Source organism: Amycolatopsis sp. NPDC057786 (genome assembly GCF_042797905.1).
GTDB lineage: Bacteria > Actinomycetota > Actinomycetes > Mycobacteriales > Pseudonocardiaceae > Amycolatopsis.
This window is the reverse complement of record NZ_JBHVKW010000044.1, coordinates 31,919-52,396: the sequence shown is the minus strand read 5'-3', so window position 1 is coordinate 52,396 and position 20,478 is coordinate 31,919. Positions and strand designations below refer to the sequence as shown.

The window sequence follows — 20,478 nt, the reverse complement described above, 5'->3', positions numbered from 1 at the left end:
CGCGGAAGGAGGACGGGTGCTCACGATCGGCCAGCTCGCGGCGACCGCCGGGGTGACCGTGCGCGCCGTCCGCCACTACCACCACATCGGCCTGCTGCCCGAGCCGGAACGCGACGCCTCCGGGTACCGCCGCTACAGCGCGCAGGCGGCGGTGGACCTCATCCGGATCAAGACCCTCGCGGACGCGGGCGTCCCCTTGGCCCGCGTCGACGCGCTGCTGCACGCGGAGCCCGCCGAGTTCGCCGACGGCATCACCGAAATCGACGCCGAACTGCGGCGCAAGATCGACCGGCTCACCGAAACCCGCCACCGGATCGCCGAACTGACCGGCGGCGAACGGCTCGTCCTGCCTCCCGGCGTGGTCGCCCTCCTGGAGCGGATGCGCGGCCTCGGCGTCAGCGAACAGCGGGTGCTGCTCGAACGCGACGCGTGGATCCTGATGCAGGCGCTGGAGCCGCGCGCCATGCCGGAACGGCTGCGGGACAAGAACGCCGCCTTCGACGATCCCGAGACGCTGCGGATCTATCTGGCCTGCGATCAGGCGGTCGGCTGGGATCCACGCGATCCGCGCCTCGACCGGCTCATCGAAGACCTGGACGCCTGGGAGATCGAACACGAACGGGATGGCGGGCGGACGGGACACCGCGAGCTGGTGGTATCCCGGATCTCCGAGTCGTCACCGGCGTGGCGACGCATCGTCGGCGAACTCGCCCGCCGTGCCCGGTTGCGTCAGTGCCCCTCCGGCTCGGACCCGATCCGGTAGGGCACGGGTTTGCCGTCCTCGTCGCACACCTCGACCGGGTTGCCCTCGGCGTCCACGATCTTGCCGTCGACGATCCGGTCGCCGTCCTTGAGCCGCGAGAAGGCCTTGAGGTCGGAGTAGTCGATCACCCTGGTCGCGGTCGCGAACACCGACGGGTCGCTGCCCGCCTTGGCCGGTTTCAGGTGGTTGAACAGCAGGTTCAGCACGACGGCCATGAGCGCGGCCGAGCTGATCCCCGAGTGGAAGATCGTGCCGACCCACGCCGGGAAGTGGTGGTAGAACTCCGGCGCCGCGATCGGGACCATGCCCAGCCCGACGGAGGCCGCGAAGATCACCAGGTTCATGTTCCCGTTGTAGTCCACTTTGGACAGGGTCTTGATACCGGACGCCGCCACCGTGCCGAACAGCACGAGACCGGCGCCGCCCAGCACCGGGTACGGGATCGCGGCGACGACCCGGCCGAGTACCGGGAGCATGCCCAGTACCAGCAGGATCACGCCGCCGGCGGTCACCACGAAGCGGCTCCGGACGCCGGTGATGGCGACGAGACCGACGTTCTGGGCGAACGCGCTCTGCATGAACCCGTTGAAGACCGGCGCGACCGCCGACGACGCCATGTCGGCGCGCAGCCCGTCGCCGATCCGGCGTTTGCCGACCCGCGTGCCGACGATCTCCCCCACCGCGAGCATGTCGGCCGTGGTCTCGGTGAGGGTCACGAGCACGACGATGAACATCGACACGATCGCGGCGACGTCGAAGGTCGGCGCGCCGAAGCCGAACGGGGTCGGCACGGCGAAGATCGGGCCGTCCCAGACCTGCGAGAAGTCGGCCTTGCCCAGCACGGCGGCCAGTACGGTGCCGACCACGATCGACAGGAGGATCGAGAGCCGGGAGATGGCCGGGACGGCGACCTTGCTCAGCAGCAGCACGATCGCCAGCGTCATCGCGGCCAGGCCGATGTTGGAGACCGAGCCGAACTCCGGCGCCTTGGTGTTGTTGCCCATCGCCCACTGGGCCGCGACCGGCATCAGGCTGAGCCCGATCACGGTGATCACCGTCCCGGTGACCACCGGCGGGAAGTACTTCACCAGCCGGGAGAACACCGGCGTGATGAGCAGGCCGAGCAGCGCGGACGCGATCACCGAGCCGAACACGGCCGGCAGCCCGCCGTCGGCCACGATCGCGGTCATCGTCGCCACGCCCGCGAAGGAGGTGCCCTGGACCAGCGGCAGCCGGGAGCCGAAGAACGGGATGCCGAACGACTGCAGGATCGTCGCCAGACCGCCGATGAACAGGCACGACGCGACGAGCAGCCCGATCTCGGCGGTCGAGACGCCCGCGGCGCCGCCGATGATCAGGGGCGGCGCGATGATCCCGCCGTACATCGTCAGGACGTGCTGGATGCCGTAAGTGAAACTCTTGCCGATCCCGAGCCGTTCGTCCTCGGGCCTGCCGCTCGCGGCCGTTTCGGCCCGCGTCCTCTTCACCATGGATCCGCCTCTCGATAGAAGCGAGCGATGCCGGGCAATTTCAATCTGCGGAGGTTAACTTCCGCATGGCAGAACTCGCAAGACCCTGCCCGTACGGGCCGTCCTCTCGACGGGCGGGCAAAGATCGTTTCCACGAAGGGGCACCGGAGCGCGGCGATGGTAGAAATCGTCTGCCCGGTCGGCGAGGATCCCGAAGCAGGAAGACGGCATAAATGGCGAATCCGCTGGTCGCTGAGCGCCAGGACTCCACCAAGGACCACTCCGGGGTCCCGCTGCTGGAATCGGCGATCGACCTCAAGGAAGGCATCGAGAAGGGCGACTGGGCCGCGGTCGCGATGGGCGCCGTCGGTACGGCTCTCGACGCGCTGTCGATGGCCATGGACCCGTTCGGTTCGATCCTCGCCGCCGGCGTCGGCTGGTTGCTCGAACACGTCGGCCCGCTCTCCGACGCTCTCGACGCCCTGACCGGCGACGCCGACCAGATCAAGGCGCAGGCCGAGACCTGGGCCAACATCGCCAAGGAACTCGGCGCGATCGGCACGGATCTGACCGATCTGGTCGAGGCCGATCTGCGGACGTGGACGGGCGACGCCGCGGACCGCTACCGCGAACGTTCACAGGACACGGTCACCGTGCTCACCGCCGCGCAGAAGGGCTGCGAGGGAGCGTCCAGCGGGGTCAAGACCGCGGGCGAGGTCGTCGCGGCCGTCCGCACCCTGGTCCGCGACATCATCGCCGAGCTCGTCGGTCACCTCATCAGCTGGGCGCTGCAGGTGTTGTTCACCCTCGGTATCGGCCTGACCTGGGTGGTGCCGCAGGTGGTGACCGCGGTCGCCAAGACCGCTTCGAAGATCGCCGACCTCACCACCAAGCTCGTCAAGGCGCTCAAGGGCCTGATGCCGCTGCTCAAGCGGGCGGACACGCTCTTCGACGACGCCGCCAAGGCGCTGCGCAAGCTGCAGAGCGGCAAGGTGGACGCCCCGCCGCCGCCCAAGACCAAGGGCGGGAACGACCGCGGGATCGACCCCAAGAAGGACAAGGACGACGAGGGCACCACCAGCTCCAGCGCCGACGGCAAGCCCGACAACGGCAGCAACGGCGGTGGCGGCAACTCCAACGACAAGAACAACACCACCAAGACCGACAACGACCAGACGAACACCAGCGGCACCGGTGGCGGCGGTGGCACCCGCGACCGGGGCGGCAACACCGACACCACCAAGAAGGACGGCAACGGCGACCGCTCGACGTCGTCGGATTCCAAGAACTACTGCGGCGACCCCGTCGACGTCGCGACCGGCGAAGTCGTCATGAAGCAGGTCGACGTGACCCTGCCCGGCGACGCGGGCGATCTCGAACTCTCCCGCACGCATCTGTCGTCCTACACCGCAGGCCGCTGGTTCGGTCCATCTTGGACGTCCACAATGGACCAACGGCTGGCCGTCCATGGCGACCGCGTCCTGTTCTACGCCGAAGACGGCATGGTGCTGACCTATCCCGTCCCGGCGGGCGGCCCCGTCCTGCCGGTGCAAGGCCCTCGGCACCGGTTGCACCGCGCGGCGGACGGCTACCGGCTGTCGATGGGCGATCGCGAGCTGCACTTCGCCGGCGTGGGCCGGATCCTGCCGATCACGGCCATCGAGCAGAACGGCGTCCGCACCGAGTTCGCCTACGCGGCCGACGGCACGCCCGCGCGACTCCGCCGCGCCGACGGCGTCGAACTCGCGATCGGCACCGCGAACGGGCGGATCGTCGCGCTCGGGGCTCCGGGACAGCCGCCGCTGGTGCGCTTCTCGTACAACCGGCTCGGCCAGCTGAGCACCGTCATGGACTACGCGGGCCGCCCCATGACCCTCGACTACGACTTCGGACACCGGCTCGTCGGCTGGAAGGACCGCACGGGCACCTGGTACCGCTACGTCTACGACGACGCCGGGCGCTGTGTCCGCGCCGTCGGTGCGAGCGGCTACTACAACGCGACGTTCGTCTACGAACCCGGCACGACCCGGCACACCGACGCCGACGGGCACACGTGGACGTACCGCCTCAACGACGCCAGGCAACTGGTCGAACGCGTCGATCCGCTGGGCAACTCCCAGCGCTACTCCTGGAACCGGCGCGACGAGCTGCTGTCCCAAGTGGACGAACTCGGCCGGGAGACCGGCTACGAGTACGACGAAGACGGCGAACTGGTCGCCGTCCACCGCCCCGGCGGATCGACGGTGCTGGTGACACACGCCGACGGCGAGGTCCGGCTGTCGGCGGGCGACGTCCGGCGGACGGTCCCCGCGTTCGACCCGGCCACCACCCTGGTCGGCACCGGGATGCCGGTGGAGATCCCGGACGCGCCCGACCCGCTCACCGACGCGCCCATGCCGGATCGTCCCGGCGATCGCGACCTGTTCGGCCGGCCCCGCCTCGCGTACACGGCCTCCGGCGGCGCGGCGAGGCTCGGCTGGACGGCCGATGGACGCCGCGCGTGGCGCCTCGGGCCCGACGGCGGCCGCGAGACGTGGGTGCACGACGCCGAAGGTCACGTCGTCGAGCACCGCGACGCGGCGGGTGCCGCGCGGCGCCGCAAGTACGGCCCGTTCGGCCTCGTGCTGGAAGAGACCGACGCCGCGGGCGCGCGCACCTTGTTCACCTACGACGGCGAACTGCGTCTCACCTCGGTGACCAACCCGAACGGCCGCACCTGGCGCTATGTCCGCGACGCCGCGGGCAGGCTCGTCGAGGAGGTCGACTACGACGGCCGCCGGATCGGCTACGCGTACGACGCGGCGGGACAACTGCTTCGCATGATCAGCAGTACGGGTGACGCGACCGAGTACGACTACGACCTCCAGGGCAACGTCGTGGCGAGGCGTACCCCGGACGACGTCACGCTGTACGAATACGACGCGCTCGGCAGGATGATCGTCGCCGAGAACACCGAATCGCGGGTCGAGATGGTCCATGACGACGGGGACCGGGTCGTCGTCGACACGATCAACGGGCTCGGCGTGTGCTGGCGCCACGACGGCGACGTGCTCGTCCGGCGGACGTCGTCCGGTGTGGACAGTGAGTGGCGGTTCACCGAGTCAGGACTGCCGAGGTCGCTGCGGATCGCCGGCCACGAAGTCGAGTTCGGCTATGACGACGCCGGACGCGAGGTCACTCGCAGCGTCGACGGCACCGTGGTGCTCCGGCGGCGATTCGACGCCGAAGACCGGCTCGCCGAAGAGCACATCGCGGGTGTCGGGCCGCGCGTCTACGCCTACCGGCCGGACGGCAGGCTCGCCGCCGTCGACGACGCGATCCGGCCATGGCAGCTCACCTTCGACACCGCGGGCCGGGTCAGCGAGGCGCGCGGGCCCGCCGGGACCGAACGGTTCACCCGCGACGCCGCGGGAGCCATCGCCCTCGGCGAGGGCGTCTACAGCGACGACGAGCGCGGCCGGGTCACCGCCGACCGGTCCTGCGCCTACGAATGGGACCACCTCGACCGGTTGCGCTCCGTGCGCACCCCCGACGGCGCGCTCTGGACCTACCACTACGACGCGCTCGGACGACGGTTCGCCAAACGCCGCTGGCTGATCGACGCGGAGGGCGAAGCCGGGCTCACGCACGACGTCCGGTTCCTGTGGAGCGGGATGAACGTGGTCGAGCGGATGGACTACGACCCCGCTGACGAGTCCTACCGGCTCCTGACCTGGGAACGCTACGACGACGACCGCCCCGTCGTGCAGATCGAGCGCACGGGGGCCCTCGAAGACGCCGTGTTCCGTGCCGTGATCACGTCACCCGCGGGGACGCCCACCGAGCTGCTCGACGAACACGGCACGCTGGTCTGGCAGGACCGCAGCAGTTTCTGGGGGGTGCCGCTGCCCGGCGCCGACACCGCGTCGATGCCGCTCGCGTTCCCCGGCCAGCACCGCGACGAGGAAACCGGGCTGCACTACAACGTCTTCCGGTACTACGACCCCAGGACCTCGCGGTACCTCAGCCAGGACCCGCTCGGCCTGGCCGCCGCGCCGAACCCCGTGGGCTACGTCGACCAGCCGCTGCTCATCGGTGACCCGCTCGGTCTCGTCCCGCCCTGTGGGCGGAGCGGCCCTGGCAGCCAACAGCGGCCCCAACCGGTCGGCCCCAGTGGGCAACCCCAGCCCTTGCGAAGGAGCCCGCGGAAGCCTCCCGTCGACGTCGACAAGATGTCGAAGGAGGAGTTCGAGAAGTTCAAGCCGAAACTCGAGCAGATCCTGAAGGCGGACAAGCACTTCTTCTGGTCCGGCGGCACCAAGAAGCGCAAACGCGGCGAAGAGGACGAGTACCTCGGCTCGGTCGAGGAGAAGGCCACCAAGATCGCGAAGCAGAACGGCGGCAACACCCTCGAAGGAACGCTCAAGGACAACAACATCAAGATGCCCGGGTGGATCAACGATCCCAACGACCCGAGGAAACCGCTCGTCCAGGAGAAATGGGACTTCGTCTCCGAAACCTTCGCCAAGAACTCCAACAAGGACACACACGTGGTCTTCCCCTACTGGCCGGGCAAGGGACACGACATCTACCCGCATCGCCGCGAGGACAACGTGTTCGACGTGACCGAGTACCCGAGGCTCGAAGCGATGGGGATCGACCACATCACCAAGCACAACGCGGAGACCGGGCACACGCGCCCGTACCGGCACACCAAGTGACGTTGCCGCCCCTCGCCGGATTTGGTATACCAAAGAGGTGTCTTCTGTGATGATCCGTGACGTCCGTCCCTGGGGTGGACAGCGCAGCGACGTCGAGGTGGCCGACGGCCGGATCACCGCGGTGCGGCCGCACGACCCCGCCGTCGCGCCGGCTCCGGACACGGTCGAAGGGCGCGGGCGGCTGCTTTTCCCGTCGTTCAGCGACGTGCACGTCCACCTGGATTCGACGCGGATCGGCCTGCCGTTCCGGCCGCACACCGGCGCGCCGGGCGTATGGGCGATGATGCTGAACGACCGCGAAAACTGGCGCCACGCCGAGGTCCCGCTGCCCGAACGCGTCATCGGGACGCTGGAGCGCATGATCGCCAACGGCACCACCCGCGTGCGCACGTACGCGCAGGTGGACGTCGACTGCCGGCTCGAGAAGCTCGACGCCGTCCTCGCCGCGAAGGAGCGCTTCGCCCAGCACGCGGACGTCGAGATCATGGCGTTCCCGCAGGCCGGGATCCTGCGCGAACCCGGCACCGCGGACGTGCTGGAGGCCTCGCTGCGCTCGGGTGCCACGGTCGTCGGCGGGATCGACCCGTGCTCGCTGGACAAGGACCCCAAGGGGCATCTCGACGTCGTGTTCGGGCTCGCCGAGAAGTACGGCGTCGAGGTGGACATCCACCTGCACGAACCCGGCCACCTCGGCGTGTTCTCGACCGACCTGGTGATCGAACGGGTCCGCGCGCTGGACATGCGTGGCAAGGTCACCCTGTCGCACGCGTACGAACTGGGCTCGATCTCGGAATCGGTGAGCCGCCGCCTGATCGACACGTTCGCGGAACTGGACATCGCGATGGCGACCGTCGCGCCGTCCACCGACGGACAGCTGTCGCTCGCGGACCTCACGACCGCCGGTGTGCGCGTCGGTCTCGGCGAGGACGGCCAGCGGGATTACTGGAGCCCCTACGGCAACTGCGACCTGCTCGACCGCACCTGGCAGCTGGCCTTCACCAACGGCTTCCGCCGCGACGACCTGATCGAGATGGCGCTGGCCGTCGCGACGATGGGCGGCGCGTCGATCATGAGCCACGACGTCCCGCGGCTGGCGGGTGTCGCCGACCGGCCGGGAGTGTCCGTCGGCGACCGCGCCGACCTGGTGCTGGTGGACGGCGAGACCCCGACGAGCGCGGTGATGGACCGCGGCAAGGACCGCACGGTGCTGCACGACGGCGTCGTCGTGGCGGACGGGCTTTCGGTCATCGGGTAAAGCGCTGGCGCGCGATCGCGGCCGCTGCTACCTTGCCGGAGGCCGTGCGAGCGAACGAGGAGGTGGTACCCGTGGACATTTCGACCAGGGTGCTCCCCTCAGGGGTCACGGTCGGGCGATAGGTCGTCCGGGAGCGCCGTTTCACGAGCACTTCCGAAAGGCACGACCATGCACTTCACTTCCGAACGACGTCTCGAAGGCGCCTTCGAGCGCGAATTCACCCTCGGCGACATCCCCGGAATCCTGTGGACGCCCGAACCCGCGGCCGCGCCGGCCCCGGTGATCCTGATGGGTCATCCCGGCGGACTCGGCAAGATGTACCCCCGGCTCGCGGCCAGGGCTCTGGCCTGCACGGCGGCGGGCTACGCCGCGGCCACCATCGAACTCCCCGGAGCCGGTGACCGGCCCCGTTTCCCCGCCGTCGACGAGGCCCGCGCCGACCTTCAGCGCGCGCTGAAGGCCGGGGAGCCGGTCAGCGGCGACATCGTCGACCGGCTCGTCCTCCCGCTGGTCGAAACGGCGGTCCCGGAATGGCGGACCACCTTGGACGCCCTCCTCGCGCTGCCCGGAATCGGCGGCCCGGTCGGGTTCTCGGGCGGGGTGATCGCCATCGCCACGCGGCTCGCGGTGGTCGAACCCCGGATCGCGGCCGCCGTCCTGTTCGCCGGAAGCTACGTGCCCCGCAGCATCCTCGAAGAGGCCCGGAAGGTCACCATCCCGCTGCTGGTCCTGCTGCAGTGGGACGACGAAGGCAACGACCGGCAGCACGCCCTCGACCTGTTCGACGCCTTCGGTTCGCGGGAGAAGACGTTGCACGCCAACATGGGCGGGCACACCGGCGTCCCGCACTTCGAAGGAGACTCCGCGGGCCGGTTCATCGCCCGGCACCTGAATTAGGCCGATGTCGATTTCCGGGTGCGCCGTTCGTGGGGTAGTCGAGCGGTCGCCACGAGGGCGCCGCCACGACCACAGGAGACGCGATGTCGCACCCGGAACCCGTCGCCCGCCGCATGTACGACCTGGTCGAGCCGATCGGCCTGATTCCCTACTTCGCCGACGAGTCCGACGAGGCGCTGATGGCGCTCGGCCTGCGTAATCCGTGGGACGCCTACTTCGCCGGGCGGGCCGCGCCGTTCGGCCGGTCGGTACCCGCCGAGGTGATCCACGCGATCTTCTACAACTTCGCGCCGGGCGAGGTGGCACGTCATCTCCCGAAGGTCTGGGAGCTGACCACGCCCGAGGCGGCGCTGGCCGCCCGCGAGCGAGGATGCGTCGCGGGGATGCGGCGGATCCTCGGTGACCTCGCCGACGACCCCGGCGTCACGCGCGCCGGCGAACTCCTGCTGAAGGCGGCGACCAGCGCGCCCGTCGAGGGACGCGCCCTCTTCGCCGCCGTCCGAACGCTCCCGGTGCCGGAGGAACCCGTGGCGCGGCTGTGGCACGCGGCCACCCTGTTGCGTGAACATCGCGGCGACGGCCACACCGCCGCATTGCTGACCGAAGGCATCGGCGGAACCGAGTGCCACGTGCTCCACGCCCTGTCCGTCGGCATCCCCGCGAACGAGTTCGGCCGGGTCTGGCATCTCCCCGCCGCACAGCTGGCCGCGGTCGTGGACGGGATGCGCGACCGCGGCCTGATCGGCACCGACGGCTGGCTCACCGACTCCGGCCGGGCCGCGAGAGAGCGCGTCGAGGCGATGACCGACCGGCTCGCGGAGGCGCCGTACAACGCCTTGAGCCCTAGCGAAGTCAAGCGCCTCGTCGCCGACCTCGAACCGGTCTCGGCCGCCATCCGAGCCACCATCCCGTGGTAGTCACCGGACGCGATAACGCCGATGGGTGGCGACGCCCGCGACAGCTTCACCCTCGGGGATGAGCTCGCCCCAGTGCCCGGCGAACACGGAGGTCCCCTGCCCCAGCACCACGGGAGCGAGGTGGAGATAGACCTCGTCGAGCAGGCCCGAGGCCAGCAGTTGCCCGGCGACGTCGGCGCCCATCACGAGTACGTCCTTGTCCCCCGCGGCGTCCTTGGCACGGCGGACCGCTGCCTCCAGCCCGTCGAAGGCGAACGTGCCGCCGTTGTCGCCGAGGAGGTCTTCCCTGGTCCGGTGGGTGACCACGAAACCGGGCACACCGGGCCACGGGGTCCCACCCCACGGCCGCAACCCGAGGTCGAAGGTGCGCCTGCCGATGACCGTCGCCCCGACCATCGCGTTCACCTCCTCGAAGACGCGGGCGTCGGGCGCTCCCCCGGCCATCCATTCGTGCAGGCGTTCCCCGCCGTCGCCCATGGGCTCTTCGGCCCGGACGTTCGGCCCGGCGGTGAAGCCGTCCAGCGACATCGACACATCCAGCACCACCTTGCTCATCGCAAGGCCTCCTTCGCTCCTGTGGCGCCGCTGTCCGGCGCTTTCAGGAGGGAGTCGGAGCAGGCCCGGCCGTCTCGACATCCACGCACGAACGCCCTTGCCCGGTCCGGACAAGGGCGTTCACAGGGTGGGGATTTCAGTCGTCGGCGCGGAGTTCGGCGTTGAGACGCTGAGCTTCGTGGAGCTGGTCTTCGAGGGTGACGATGCGGCAGGCGGCTTCGACGGCGGTGCCCTGATCGACCAGTTCCCGCACCCGGGCGGCCAGGCGGAGCTGGTGCCGGGAGTAGCGGCGGTGGCCGCCGGCGGAACGCTGCGGGGTGATCAGACCGGCCTCGTCGAGGCTGCGAAGGAAGCCTTGGGTGGCGCCGAGCATGTCGGCTGCCCGGCCCATCGTGTAGGCGGGGTAGTGCTCGTCATCGAATTTGTCGGCCCCGTCGGGCGTGGCCGGTCCGTTCTGGTCAGGGATCATTCCACCTCCACATCACAAAGGACCCCGGGTGCCAGAACGGCACCCGGGGTCCTCAGGGTTGGGTTTCACCATTGTCAACCGACGTGACCGCCGGCCTCTTGCACCCGCGTCCGCTGGGAAGCCGGACCTCGCGGGGATCGCTCATTCGTGACCGCGAACCACCTCCGAACTCGATGGAACTACGGCACCCGCGCGGCGCTACCCTGCCGCTGCGGGCGATCCAATGATGTTGCCGTTCCCTTCTTTCCTGTGTTCTCACCTTGCTGGGTACTGCTACTTCACCTGCTGCGAACGCCAACGACGGGAACCCTTCCACTGATCGGTCCCAGCACGCTGACGCCGCTGGTCACTGCCCGGAGCCCCATCACCGATCGGCTCCGGCCACCTGACCGGTCCTGCAACCGCATTCACTGACTACAACTGCGTTTTCTCCACGGACGCACCTGCTCCGCCCGCGTCCTGCACTTTCCTGCCAGGGCCGGCACTACCTGGTCGAACCTCTTCACAACCCGGCCCCGGGGTCTTGCTCCCGATCACCGTGCGGGACCTGTTCCTTGATCGGCCCCACGCCGCCTGACCGGCTTGTCTCACCTCGCGGGTAGTTCCGTCATCTCCCGCGCCTGCTTGACGTTGTCTTTCTCGGTACGAGGAGAAGATTACCCACACCCGGCGTTGAATGTCTACCCCAGCCACCATAGATTTTCTGCGGCGCGTCGGACGGGTGAAGACAGAAGGAGAGACGACCATGAGTGACGACCTCGCCGGTGATTCGCTCGACGAGCGGTACGGCCTGGCGAAGGTGCGTGACCTGGAGGAGTACGCCGAAGCGCTCAGCCGGCTGGTCGAGCAGGGGCAGCGAGACCAGCGCGCGACCTTGCTCTCGGAAGCCGAGGCCTACGCGGTGGCGGAACTGCTCGGCCGGTTCGCGCTCGCCGAACCTTGGAGCGCCTTGAACCAGCTGGCCGCCACGCTGGCCAGCCGGATCTACAACCGTCTCGGGGCCTGAACACGGCGAACTCTCTCCGGTGGCCTGTGTCACAAGGCCGATCTGTCACGGGATCGACGTCGCCGGGATCTCTTGGGCACAACGCCGAGAGAAAAGGAAGTCCGCTCATGTCCACGACGACGGGCCCGCGGTCACGTATGCCCAACCCGATTCCTTTCGTTCCCGAGATGGCCGAGGTCGCGGGCGGCCTGCACAAGGTCCTCGAGAACGGTGCGATCCCCTCGACGACCATCGCCCTGCTGCAGTTGCGCGCCGGGCAACTGCTCGGCAGCACGTACTTCACCATTCGTGAGACCAAGAATCTCCGGCAAGCCGGGGAGCCCGAGGAACGCATCACCGCGGTGGCGACCTGGCACGACGCCACCTGCTTCTCCGAAGGCGAACGCATCGCGCTGGAACTCGTGGAGGCCGTCCTCACGCCGAATCCGTCCGGCGAGCGAGTCCCCGATTCGTTGTACGCCAAGGCATCCGAATGCTACGACGCCAAGGAACTCTGGACGCTCGTCATGGCGATCGCGCATATCGGCTTCTTCGCCCCCGCCGCGCTCATCGCCAAGCCGATTCCCGGAATGCCGCCCGGCCGCAATTACACCGACTGAATCTTCCGTCTTCGAGAAAGGCTTGAACCATGAGCAAGTTCGCGGTCGCCGGAGCGACCGGACGGCTGGGACGACACGTCGTCGACGTCCTCACCGAACGAGGGCACCACGTCGTGCCGATGTCCCGGGCCACCGGCGTGGACATCATCACCGGCGAGGGACTCGCCGAAGCACTCACCGGAGTCGAGGTCATCATCGACGTCGCCTCATGGCACGGCTCCGAGCAGGAAGCGGCGACGGAGTTCTTCCGTACGTCGGCCCGAAATCTGCACGAAGCCGGCCGTCAGGCTGGGGTCGCCCGGATCGCCGCGGCGTCCATCATCGGCGCCGACAAGGCCACCGCCGGTTTCCTCGCCGCCAAGAAGGTGCACGAGGAACTCCTTCTGGCCGGGCCTCTTCCCGTTCGCCTCCTGCGGGCCGCGCAATTCCACGAGTTCGTCGGCCAGCTCCTGGACTGGCAGCAGAGCGACGTCGTCCATTTGCCGGCGCTGCCCACCCAGCTCGTGGCCTGCCGCACCGTCGCGGAGGAACTGGTCGATCTCGCCGTCGACACGAGCGACCCGGGAACGCCGATCCCCGAAATCGCGGGGCCCCGCAAGGAAATCATGGCGGACGCCGCCCGTCTCCTCGGCTCCCGCCGGGGTATCGAGGTCATCGGCGTCGACGGCTCCGGCATGCCCGACGCCGAGATCGCGGCCGCCGGCGCTTTCCTGCCGAGCCCGCACGCCAAGCTCGCGGGCCCCACGTTCGCCGAGTGGCTCGACGCCCGATCCTGAACCGGAAAGGCAGAAAATGACCGAAACAATGCCGATTCACATGCGAAGGAACGGTCTCAACCCGGTCGCGGAGCTGGCGAGGATTCGCGACGGCGAGGGAGTCGTGCGGGTCGAGACCCCGTTCGGCCTGCCCGCCTATCTGGTCAGCCGCAAGGAGGACGTCCGCCAGGTGCTGGCGGATCCGGCCCGGTTCAGCAGCGCCACGCCCTTGCCGGGCGCCGGGCAAGAGGACGTCACGGCGGGACAGCTGCTCAGGCTCGATCCGCCCGACCACACACGGTTGCGACGGCTCCTCACGCCGGAGTTCACCGTCCGGCGGATGAACAGACTCGAGCCGCGGATCACCGAGATCGTCCGAACGGCCTTGGACAACCTGGAGGGCGCCGGTAAACCGGCCGATCTGGTGACGCACTTCGCGTTGCCGGTGCCGTCGCTGGTGATCTGCGAGCTGCTGGGTGTCCCCTATGCCGACCGCGGCGAGTTCCACGAACGTGCCGCGCGGATTCTCGACACCTCGCTGCCGGTGGATCAGCGGGTGACGGCACAGCGGGAGGACCACGACTACATGGCCGCTCTCGTGGCCCGCGCGCGGGCGGATCCTGGCGAGGACATGCTGGGGATGCTCGTGCGCGAGCACGGCGACGAGCTCACTTCCGATGAGCTGACCGGCGTCGCGAGCCTTCTGCTGCTCGCGGGACACGAGACGACCGCGAACATGCTCGGGCTCGGCACCCTGGCCCTGCTGTGGCACCCGGATCAGCTGGCCGTACTCCGTGCGGATCCCGGCCTGATCGAACCCGCCGTCGAGGAGCTGTTGCGCTGGCTTTCCGTCGTCCAGTCGCTGCCGCCGCGGACGACCACGACGGACGTCGAGGTCGCCGGGCACCACATCCCCGCGGGATCGCTCGTGATCTGCTCGATCCCGGCCGCCAACCGCGACCCCGCCCTGATCGACGATCCCGAGACGTTCGACATCACCCGGGGAACGACCGGCCACGTCGCCTTCGGGCATGGCGCACACCATTGCCTCGGTGCACCACTGGCGCGGATGGAGCTGCGCATCGCCCTCCCGGCGCTGCTTCGGCGTTTCCCCGGCCTCGCCTTGGCCGACCCGGAGGAACCGATCGACTTCCGTGTCTTCAGCCTCGTGTACGGCGTGCGCGCGTTGCGGGTGACGTGGTGAACGGGCGGTTCTTCGGCCTGCTGAAGGCGAGCTCGCTGTTCCTGGCGGCCACGCTGCTGGTGCAGGGGATCACCGCCGGCCTGCTCCTGTCCGGCGAGGGCGGCAGCTCGGTGCACCACGCCACCGGCCCCCTCGTCACGGTCGCGATGGTCCTGCAGATCGTCGCCGCGCTCCTGGTGTGGCGGGCGGGCCACGGATCGCCGCGATACCTGGTCGTCAGCGCGATCCTTCTGGTGCTGGTGGGCGTCCAGTTCGTGGTCGGCGGCAGCGGTGATCTCGCCGTCCATGTGCCTCTGGGGGTGGCGCTGTTCGGGGCGAGCACCGTGCTGGTGGCACAGGTCTGGTCGCCCCGTCTCGCTGGCTGATGCCCTGTTTCCCGCGGACAAGAACGGAAGCAGCAAATGAAACTGACCATCTTCGGACCGACCGGCCTGGTCGGACAGCAGGTCCTGGCTCAGGCCATCGCCGCGGGCCACGACACCACGGCGGTGGCCCGCGATCCGGCGAAACTCGGCGCCCAGGTGCACAGTGCGCCGAACGTGCGGGTGGTGACCGCGGACCTGAGCCACGCGGATCCGGCCCTGCTCAAGGACTCGGTCGACGGCGCTGACGCGGTGCTGTCGGCGATCGGCCCGCGCAAGAAAGCCGAGCACGGCATCGTCTCGAAAAGTGCCATGGCGCTCGCCGCCGCGGTGGAGTCCGCGTCGGTACCCCGCCTGCTCGTCGTCAGCGGGGTCGGTGTCTCGACCGTGCCGACGCCCGGTCGCCCGCACCCGCCCAAACGCGAACCGGGCGCGGGGCTGATCATGCGGTACTTCGCCACACCGGTGGCCAGGCGGGTGCTCGGCGCTCATTTCGTCGATGTCGCGCTGATGGAGGACTTCATGCGCGGCTGTGAGCTGGACTGGACGGTCATGCGGGTGCCGTACGTGATGGACCGACCGCCGACCGGCCGCTACCGGACGGCCTACGGGCACACCCTGCGCGCCGCCCTCCGCATCGCGGCCGCGGACGCGGCCGAATTCATGCTGCGGCTGATCGACCAGCCCGAGGCGAGCAGGAAGGTCGTCACAGTGGCGTACTGACCGCGCTCCCGGTAGCGGCACTCCTCGGCTCCGCTGTCCATAGCGATCAGGACCGCGCCGTAGGAACGGTTGCGGCGCAACGCGAAAGTCGTCATCCCGGTCTCGCTACGCGCTGATCCGCTGAGCCGAGGTGGCCCGCTACGGCGCGGCCACCTCGACTCGGTTGTTCTCGGGCCTGAGGAGGTGCTCGCGGCCGAGCGTGCTCGGTCGTGACCATCAACGGCGCGAAGCCGCGGGAACATGCGCCGGAAACACCAACGTCCCCGCTGGTCGGCGAGGACGTCGAGTGAGTGGGCCGCCTGGGGCTCGAACCCAGAACCTACGGAATCTTGGGCGGGGCCTGCGGACGTCTGCCGTTAGCTGCCGACAACCGCTCTCACCAGCGCGAACTCTGACCGATAACGATCATGGCCTGTGATCGTTTGGCGTCGTCTGCGGTCGTTTCCCGGGGATAAACCGGGGAGATGATCATGCTTCTCGCCCTGGTCTCGCGCACGTTCGCGTGACGCCATTCTACTGCCCACACCTCCCCTTCATCCCGATACGAAGCCAGCACGCGGCCGGTGGCGTCGGGTCAAGGCATGCTTTCCAGCCTTGACGCGGCGTTACCGGCCGTTGTCACGATCAGGCGTCGGGGTGGAGGAGATAGACGACGGCGCGTAACAGGTGGCGATACACCGACGACCGGTATGTCACGACGCTCGTTGAGGAGGGCCGACGTTGGCTATGGGGACATGTGCGCCGCCGCTGGGTGGCGCTGCGCAAGGTGACCCGCTGGCGGCCGCGTCGCCCGGCCGGTGGGCGGAGCGGAGCGGCAGCCCGCCGTGTCGGGAACCGGCGCGGCCGCCCAGGCGAGGGGCTACCTACGCGCCCGGCGCGCCGCCCGGCGGCGGCGCGCCCTTGATCCCATAGAGCCAAGTTCGGCAATCACAAGGAGCCACCCAGTGTCACAAGCTTCAGATGAACAGTTGATCGAGGTCGCTGCTCGCCTAGACAAGTATGCTGCTGTTGACGCAGAGAGCAGCGTCATGAAACCAGTGGTGCACATGAAAGATGCGGCGGAGAAAGTTGGTGAGACTTGGTCGGGATCATCACTGGGATATCACGCAAATGTCTATTACCACAACTTCAAGCCTGTCGCACCCGGCGATCACTTTAGCCGCGAGTGGGGATTTGCTGGAACCTTTCATGGATCGAGCGACAACTGGAAAGAATACAATAAGGGTACCGTCCAGGCCAAAATTCGCGAGGTAGCTGGCGAGCCAGACCTAGCGGACGTGCGGGCCTTGTCGGCGCAAGCCGCGACAGAATTCGAAACATCGAAGCAAGATGTCTTGTCAATATTGAAGACCTATCAAGAGTACGTTCCCGACACGTACGTGGCTCAAGCGGAACAACGGGTTGAAGGCCTAGAAATTGCTTTAATGGCACAGATTGCACGGGCTTGGCTCCCCCGAGGACAGATTATCACTCGCGACTCCGCCGCCCTCGACGGCGGGCTTAAAGTTGCTCCACACCAAGAGATCCTGGCCGACATGCTCGCGATAATTGCACCGTTTGACGCCTGTCGCGAACTGAAGTCCACGGTAGTCTCCACAGTTCGACATATCGCGCGCAGGGCCGAAGGCGGTTCACTGGCGACCGTAAATACAGGAACAAACGTATTTATTGGACACGGGCGCTCCCTTCAATGGCGCGAATTGAAGGACTTTCTCAGCGACCGCCTAAAGCTGCCATACGATGAATTCAACAGGGTTCCAGTGGCGGGCGTAACAAACATTCAGCGCCTAATTGGCATGCTCGACAGCTCCATAATTGCATTTCTTGTACTCACAGCAGAAGACGAACGACAAGATGGGAGCACAACTGCGCGAATGAACGTTATTCACGAAGTCGGGCTTTTCCAAGGGCGACTAGGCTTCTCTCGCGCCATCGTCATGCTAGAGGAAGGCTGCGAAGAGTTTTCAAACATTAACGGCCTAGGTCAAATAAGGTTCCCCAAAGGCAACATCTCCGCAAGCTTCGAAGAAGTGCGTCTCGTCCTCGAAAGGGAAGGCGTTCTTGATGCCTGAGAGGACATCTATCAGCGTAACAAGTAGGAACTTCAGGAAGTTTTACGCCTGAATAGAATTAGCCTTACACGTAGACAGGACTCCTACGTTGTAGCCTGGGGGTATGCGTGGTGCGGGTGATCAGCTCAGCATCGGGGAGCGTATTGCCTTCTACCGGCGGCGGCGTGGTCTATCGCAGGCGGTTCTTGCTGACCTGGTGGGCCGTACCGAGGACTGGCTGAGCAAGATCGAGCGCGGTGAACGTGAGATCCGGCGTCTGGATGTGCTGGCTGACGTCGCGCGGGGTCTGCGGGTGACGCTGGGAGACCTGCTCGGCGAACCGGTGCTGATGGAGGACGAGGACAAGAACGACGACGTCCCGGCCATCCGCGACGCGCTCATGGCCCCGCGACGCCTGTCCCGCACCCTGTTCTCCTCGGCCATGTCGCCCGAGTACATCGACCCGGCCCCGGTGGCTCAACTGGTGGAAGGTGCCTGGTCCAGCTATCAGAAGGGTGACCTTGGCCGTGTCGTCGCGGCGCTGCCGGGTCTGATCAAGACCAGTCAGGGCATGGAGTCCGCCTCGGCCGATGATGCGGCCTACCGGCGGGCCTGTGCAGCGGTGTCAGCTCGCGTCCACCACCTGGCCGCAACCACGTTGAGCAAGATCGGTGAAGCCGACCTCGCCTGGATCGCTGCAGAGCGCGCCATGCAGGCAGCCGACGAGGCAGACGACCCGCTGGTCCTGGCCTCCGCTGCCCGGTCCGGTACTCACGCGCTGCTGGCGGTGGGCAGGTTCGATGACGCTCTTGAGCTGGGGGACGTGGCCGCGAAGTGGCTGGTTCCGAGGATGCGCGATGGTGATCCGGCCGCGCTGAGCCTGTACGGGATGCTCTACCTGCGGACGGCTGTCGCCGCTGCTCGGCAACAGGACCGGTCGACGGCGAACGAGCTGCTGTCTCACGCGGGTCGTGCGGCTGATCAGCTCGGCGTGGACGCGAACCACTGGCAGACCGGGTTCGGCCCGGCCAACGTCGAGCTGCACCGGTTGTCGGCGGCGCTGGATCTGGGCGACATTTCGCAGGTGATCGAGTCGGCTCCGAGGATCAGCGTCGACCATCTGCCGGTGGAGCGGCAGGTCACGCACCTGATCGACTTCGCACGGGCGTTGAGCCTGGTCGCGAAGGATGACGAGGCATTGTCAGCGCTGCTGACGGCTGAGCAGAAGGCGCCGGGGATCGTGCGGCACAGTACGGCGGTGCGGGAGGTCGTGCGGTCGATGTATCGCCGTGCCCCGGCGACAGCTGGTAAGAAGTCCTCGCCCTTGTTGGCGTTGGCTGAGCGCTGCGGCGCGGTGAGGTAGGTCGGGTGGCGTCGCGTGTTCTGAGCTTGGTGGGCTCGGGTGCTGGTGGTGTTGAGGACCTTCTTCCGCGCGTGATCCGCCCCCTCCAGGAGGACGGCTGGACGGTCGCGGTGACCTTGACCCCGACGGCGGGCCGCTGGCTGGACGAGAACGGCGGCCGCGCCGAGATCGAGGAGGCCACCGGGTTCCCGGTCCGGGTGGAGCCGCGCTCGCCGGCCGAAACCAGCCCGCATCCGGCCCCGGACTGCTACCTGGTCGCGCCTGCCTCGGCGAACATGGTCGCCAAGCTCGCGATGGGCATCGCCGACAATCAAGCCCTGACGCAGGTCAACGAGGCCATCGGAACTCTGAACCTTCCGGTCGTCGTCTTCCCACGCGTGAACGCCGCGCACGCTCGTCACCCGTCCTGGGAAACCCACATCGACGCGCTGCGGCGTGCTGGCGTGCGTCTCGTGTACGGGGATGACGTGTGGCCGCTGCATGAACCGCGGAGCGCTCCCGGGAGGGAGCTGCCCTGGTCAGCCGTACTTTCCGCGGTGAACGCAGCGGTCCCGTCGCCGGGCTAGCTCGGTAAGATCGACGGTGTGACAGCTGCGTCTGGGGAACGGCCGAAACCCATCGATCAGTGTCAGAACGTTCAAGAAATCCTCGACCAGATCCGGCTTCGGCCGGGGATGTGGCTCCGGCAACGGTCTTTGCGGGACTTGGAGAGCATCCTCTTCGGCTACGGCGTCGCCCTGGACGTTCACGGACTCGATGAGAAGTTCACGATGGGGGCTGTCGGTCCGTTCGCCCAATGGATCGAGGCTCGTTTTGGCTGGTCGATGTCTGCTGGCTGGGCGGTTGCCATCGAGGCGCATTCCGACGGTGAGGAACCTCTGAAGGTGTTCTTCCGCCTCCTCGACGAGTACCGAGCCTCCTGAACCCAGCTACGTCACGCCAGGTGAGCCGTCATTTCTGAGCACGCTCTCCCCCGCTAGTACCTACCCGGACAGTTTGTCCGGGGTGAGGCTGCTCACTGGGTGTCTCCTGTGTCCAGCGCGCCCGACCGGGCTCGCCGAGACCGAGACATCGGGAGAGCACACATGGGCATTCACGTGGTGATTCAGCCCCTCGTCGGCTACGGCGCGGCGGTGGTTTCACCCTCTCCTGGCGTTCGTCAGCTCGTCGCCGGAAGTGAAGAGACCTCCTTCATCGTCCAGGTGCCCGCCCGTATCGGCGGCCTGATGGACACAGCACGGTTCGCGCAGAGTCTCGCGGCCGCTGCCAGCGAGTTCAGCGAGTGGTGCGAAACCCAGCACCGCACGCGCTCGCATACCTCTTCCTTCCATGACCAGTGGTCCGACGCTGCCGACGACGCCGTCACGCGCAAGAACGACTGATCACACTT

At 67.9% G+C, this 20,478-nt stretch carries 19 protein-coding genes; 16 read left to right on the top strand and 3 right to left on the bottom strand.

Features of this window, described 5'->3' with window-relative positions; translation table 11 throughout:
- Window positions 1–16 precede the first annotated feature (16 nt).
- Window positions 17–763, top strand: coding sequence for a MerR family transcriptional regulator (locus tag ACFVM3_RS22675; RefSeq protein ID WP_378441476.1), 747 nt, complete (start codon window positions 17–19; stop codon window positions 761–763).
- Here ACFVM3_RS22675 and ACFVM3_RS22670 read toward each other — a convergent pair.
- Complete coding sequence (locus ACFVM3_RS22670) at window positions 730–2,253, bottom strand: nucleobase:cation symporter-2 family protein (protein WP_378441474.1); 1,524 nt, start codon at window positions 2,251–2,253, stop codon at window positions 730–732. The genes ACFVM3_RS22675 and ACFVM3_RS22670 overlap by 34 nt on opposite strands.
- Window positions 2,254–2,465: 212 nt before the next feature.
- Here ACFVM3_RS22670 and ACFVM3_RS22665 point away from each other — a divergent pair, with 212 nt between their 5' ends.
- The 4 genes from ACFVM3_RS22665 to ACFVM3_RS22650 all read left to right on the top strand — a co-directional run bounded on the left by ACFVM3_RS22665 (window position 2,466) and on the right by ACFVM3_RS22650 (window position 10,001).
- Window positions 2,466–6,932, top strand: a complete 4,467-nt coding sequence (locus ACFVM3_RS22665; protein WP_378441472.1) for a DUF6531 domain-containing protein — start codon at window positions 2,466–2,468, stop codon at window positions 6,930–6,932.
- Between the two features lie 46 nt (window positions 6,933–6,978).
- Window positions 6,979–8,187, top strand: a complete 1,209-nt coding sequence (locus ACFVM3_RS22660) for an amidohydrolase family protein (protein WP_378441470.1) — start codon at window positions 6,979–6,981, stop codon at window positions 8,185–8,187.
- 168 nt (window positions 8,188–8,355) lie between these two features.
- A complete protein-coding gene (locus ACFVM3_RS22655; RefSeq protein ID WP_378441469.1) occupies window positions 8,356–9,084 on the top strand; it encodes an alpha/beta hydrolase in 729 nt (242 codons plus the stop codon).
- 83 nt (window positions 9,085–9,167) lie between these two features.
- Window positions 9,168–10,001 (top strand): MarR family transcriptional regulator, encoded by an 834-nt coding sequence (locus ACFVM3_RS22650; protein WP_378441467.1) that lies wholly within the window; start codon window positions 9,168–9,170, stop codon window positions 9,999–10,001.
- Here the strand turns inward: ACFVM3_RS22650 and ACFVM3_RS22645 are convergent, their stop codons facing one another.
- Together ACFVM3_RS22645 and ACFVM3_RS22640 are read right to left on the bottom strand one after the other, a co-directional pair.
- A complete protein-coding gene (locus ACFVM3_RS22645) occupies window positions 10,002–10,556 on the bottom strand; it encodes a dihydrofolate reductase family protein (protein ID WP_378441465.1) in 555 nt (184 codons plus the stop codon). It lies immediately after the preceding gene.
- Between the two features lie 136 nt (window positions 10,557–10,692).
- The gene (locus ACFVM3_RS22640) at window positions 10,693–11,025 is read right to left on the bottom strand and encodes a MerR family transcriptional regulator (protein WP_378441463.1); all 333 of its coding nucleotides are present in this window, start codon (window positions 11,023–11,025) and stop codon (window positions 10,693–10,695) included.
- A 745-nt stretch (window positions 11,026–11,770) separates the two neighbouring features.
- Between ACFVM3_RS22640 and ACFVM3_RS22635 the strand changes: the two genes are divergently transcribed.
- From ACFVM3_RS22635 to ACFVM3_RS22585, 11 genes are all read left to right on the top strand, one after another.
- Window positions 11,771–12,031, top strand: a complete 261-nt coding sequence (locus ACFVM3_RS22635) for a hypothetical protein (RefSeq protein ID WP_378441462.1) — start codon at window positions 11,771–11,773, stop codon at window positions 12,029–12,031.
- A 107-nt stretch (window positions 12,032–12,138) separates the two neighbouring features.
- Window positions 12,139–12,630 (top strand): carboxymuconolactone decarboxylase family protein, encoded by a 492-nt coding sequence (locus ACFVM3_RS22630; RefSeq protein WP_378441460.1) that lies wholly within the window; start codon window positions 12,139–12,141, stop codon window positions 12,628–12,630.
- A gap of 29 nt (window positions 12,631–12,659) precedes the next feature.
- Window positions 12,660–13,406, top strand: coding sequence for an SDR family oxidoreductase (locus ACFVM3_RS22625; RefSeq protein WP_378441459.1), 747 nt, complete (start codon window positions 12,660–12,662; stop codon window positions 13,404–13,406).
- Window positions 13,407–13,446: 40 nt separating this feature from the next.
- Window positions 13,447–14,589 carry a cytochrome P450 gene (locus ACFVM3_RS22620; protein ID WP_378441457.1) on the top strand — a complete coding sequence of 381 codons (1,143 nt, stop codon included), beginning with the start codon at window positions 13,447–13,449 and terminating at the stop codon, window positions 14,587–14,589.
- Window positions 14,586–14,954, top strand: coding sequence for a hypothetical protein (locus ACFVM3_RS22615; protein ID WP_378441455.1), 369 nt, complete (start codon window positions 14,586–14,588; stop codon window positions 14,952–14,954). Before ACFVM3_RS22620 ends, ACFVM3_RS22615 begins: the two co-directional genes overlap by 4 nt.
- Window positions 14,955–14,990: 36 nt before the next feature.
- Window positions 14,991–15,674, top strand: a complete 684-nt coding sequence (locus ACFVM3_RS22610) for an NAD(P)-dependent oxidoreductase (protein WP_378441453.1) — start codon at window positions 14,991–14,993, stop codon at window positions 15,672–15,674.
- 944 nt (window positions 15,675–16,618) lie between these two features.
- On the top strand, window positions 16,619–17,746 hold the full coding sequence (locus ACFVM3_RS22605; RefSeq protein ID WP_378441451.1) for a TIR domain-containing protein: 1,128 nt from the start codon (window positions 16,619–16,621) through the stop codon (window positions 17,744–17,746).
- 103 nt (window positions 17,747–17,849) lie between these two features.
- The gene (locus tag ACFVM3_RS22600) at window positions 17,850–19,088 is read left to right on the top strand and encodes a helix-turn-helix domain-containing protein (protein ID WP_037319070.1); all 1,239 of its coding nucleotides are present in this window, start codon (window positions 17,850–17,852) and stop codon (window positions 19,086–19,088) included.
- Window positions 19,089–19,093: 5 nt separating this feature from the next.
- Window positions 19,094–19,654, top strand: coding sequence for a flavoprotein (locus tag ACFVM3_RS22595; RefSeq protein ID WP_378441449.1), 561 nt, complete (start codon window positions 19,094–19,096; stop codon window positions 19,652–19,654).
- An 18-nt stretch (window positions 19,655–19,672) separates the two neighbouring features.
- A complete protein-coding gene (locus ACFVM3_RS22590; protein ID WP_378441447.1) occupies window positions 19,673–20,011 on the top strand; it encodes a hypothetical protein in 339 nt (112 codons plus the stop codon).
- Between the two features lie 162 nt (window positions 20,012–20,173).
- Complete coding sequence (locus ACFVM3_RS22585; protein WP_378441445.1) at window positions 20,174–20,470, top strand: hypothetical protein; 297 nt, start codon at window positions 20,174–20,176, stop codon at window positions 20,468–20,470.
- Window positions 20,471–20,478: the final 8 nt, after the last annotated feature.